Raw genomic sequence first — 2,264 nt, 5'->3', positions numbered from 1 at the left:
GCGCTCAAGGGCGGAAAGGTTCTGGCGATCGGCCCGATGTCCGAGATGGTCAAGAACGACGATCCCTGGATGAAAGAGTACTTCCGGGGCGAGCGGGCGTCGCTCGATCCAGCCCGCTTCGAGCCCGAGCCTTTCCTCGATCTCGGCATTGAGCACCCGCCGTTCCGGGACGGCGTGGCCGAGGCCGAGGATACGGGTCCCGGCGGACTTCATAGCGCGAGCCCCAGCGCGTCCGGCGCTTCCGCGATCGCGTCGTAGAGCGCATCGAGTTCGGCCCCGGTCAGGCAATAGGGCGGCATCAGATAGATGACGTCCCCGAGCGGCCGCACGAGCAGGCCTCGCGCCAGGAAGAAGGCGCGCAGCTTCGGGCCGACCTCGGCGAGATAGCCGGCGCTCGCCGACGCGCAGGCGATCGGATTGGCGGTGAAGGAGGAGGAGTGGAAGAAGGTCTTGGCGCGGTCGGTCGACCAGTGCGCCTCGAAGATCGCCGCCGTCGCGAGCGTCGCCGCGAGCGGGATCGCGCCGCCGGTCAGGCCCTTCGAGGTGCAGAGAATATCCGGCGAGACATTCGCCTGTTCGCAGGCGAACAGCGTGCCGGTGCGGCCCCAGCCGGTCATCACCTCGTCCGCGATGAACAGCGCGCCGGCGGCGCGCGCGACCCGGGCGAGTTCGCCCAGCACGGCGGCCGGGTACATCAGCATGCCGCCGGCGCCCAGGATCAGCGGCTCGACCAGCAGCGCCGCGAGTTCGCCGCTCCGCCCGGCGGCCTCGAGGGCGTCGATCGTCGCCTGCTCGCGACCCGGCGCCGGAAACGGGATGCGCTCGACGTCGAACAGCAGCGGCTCATAGGGCGCGTTGAACACGCCGCGCGCCCCGACGCTCATCGCGCCGATGGTGTCGCCGTGATAGCCGCCCTCCATCACGGCGATCTTCGTGCGCGCCTCTCCCCGATTGCGGAAGAAGCCCAGCGCCATCTTGAGGGCGACCTCCACGGAGGTTGAGCCGGAATCGGAGAAGAAGACGTGCGCGAGCCCAGGCGGCGCGAGCCCGACGAGTTCCCGCGCCAGCGCCTCGGCCGGTTCATGCGTCAGCCCGGCGAAGATGATCTGGTCGAGGCTCTCGGTCGCCTCCCGGATCGCCGCCATGATCGCGGGATGGCGGTGGCCATGCGTGATCACCCACCAGGATGAGATCGCGTCGAGGATGCGCTCGCCGTCCTCCGTGTCCAGCCATGCGCCCTCGGCCCGCACGATCCTGGGCGGGGGCGGCTCGACGGCGTGCTGGGTGAAAGGGCGCCAGAGGGGGGAAGTGGGCATGCGAGGCGTCGGCGTTCCGGTGCGCCGGAGTGGTCGCGCGCTTTGCGTCCGGCTTGATGGGCGACCCATAGACCCTTCCGCTCCGTAACGGAACGCGGTCAACGGGCGAGGCTGGAGAGATCGAAGCCGGCCGCGAAGGCCTCGGCAAGGCGCTCGGGCGTCAGCTCAGGCAGGATCGGCAGCCGCCCCAGTACCGGTGCGCCGGAGAACTCGGCGATCGCGCTTGCGTTGTCCGCGTGCTCCTCGCCAACCAGCGCCACCCCGGCCACCGACACGTCTCTCGCGCGGAGAGCTTCGAGCGACAGGAGCGTGTGGTTGATCGTGCCCAGAGCCGTGCGGGCGACCAGCACGACCGGCAGGCCCCAGCGCGCGAAGACGTCGACGGTCAGCACGCGGCGCGTGAGAGGCACGAGCAGGCCGCCTGCGCCCTCGATGACGAGGGGGCCGGCGACGTCGGGCGGGGTCAGGGCGTCGGGGTCGATCGCCACCCCGTCGAGCTCCGCGGCAAGGTGCGGCGAGGCGGGCGTCCTGAGCCGCCAGGCTTCCGGGATCACGCGCTCCGCGGGCAGGCGCGCGAGCCGCGCCACCGTCTCGCTGTCCGTCTCCTCCTCGAGGCCCGACTGCACGGGCTTCCAGTACGAGGCGCCGAGCGCAGCCGTGAGCCCCGCGGCGAACACCGTCTTGCCGATGCCGGTGTCCGTGCCGGTGACGACCAGCCGCAGGCTCACGCCGCCGCCTCCGCCATCCGCTCCCCGATGGCGTCGATCAGGGCCGCGACGGTCGGCTCGTCGACGTTGAGCGTGAGCGATATCCGCAGCCGCGCGGTTCCCTCCGGCACCGTCGGCGGGCGGATGGCGCGGCAGTCGAAGCCGCCCGCCTGAAGGCTGGCCGCCAGCGCGGCGGCGCGCGCATTCTGCCCGAGGATCACGGGCTGGATCTGCGAGCCCC

The 2,264-nt window shown here is 71.7% G+C and carries 2 protein-coding genes and 2 pseudogenes; all 4 read right to left on the bottom strand.

The window, feature by feature from the left end:
• A pseudogene (locus ACIKT0_RS17315) lies at positions 1-213 on the bottom strand (hypothetical protein); the annotation flags it as partial.
• On the bottom strand, positions 210-1,316 hold the full coding sequence (gene bioA, locus ACIKT0_RS17310) for an adenosylmethionine--8-amino-7-oxononanoate transaminase (RefSeq protein ID WP_407106600.1): 1,107 nt from the start codon (positions 1,314-1,316) through the stop codon (positions 210-212). The pseudogene ACIKT0_RS17315 and the gene bioA, both read right to left, overlap by 4 nt.
• 98 nt (positions 1,317-1,414) lie before the next feature.
• On the bottom strand, positions 1,415-2,044 hold the full coding sequence (bioD, locus tag ACIKT0_RS17305) for a dethiobiotin synthase (RefSeq protein ID WP_407106599.1): 630 nt from the start codon (positions 2,042-2,044) through the stop codon (positions 1,415-1,417).
• A pseudogene (locus ACIKT0_RS17300) lies at positions 2,041-2,264 on the bottom strand (8-amino-7-oxononanoate synthase); the annotation flags it as partial. The gene bioD and the pseudogene ACIKT0_RS17300, both read right to left, overlap by 4 nt.

Source organism: Hansschlegelia beijingensis (assembly GCF_045505405.1).
Taxonomy (GTDB): Bacteria; Pseudomonadota; Alphaproteobacteria; order Rhizobiales; family Methylopilaceae; genus Methylopila; species Methylopila beijingensis_A.
This window is presented reverse-complemented; position numbering and strand designations above follow the sequence as displayed.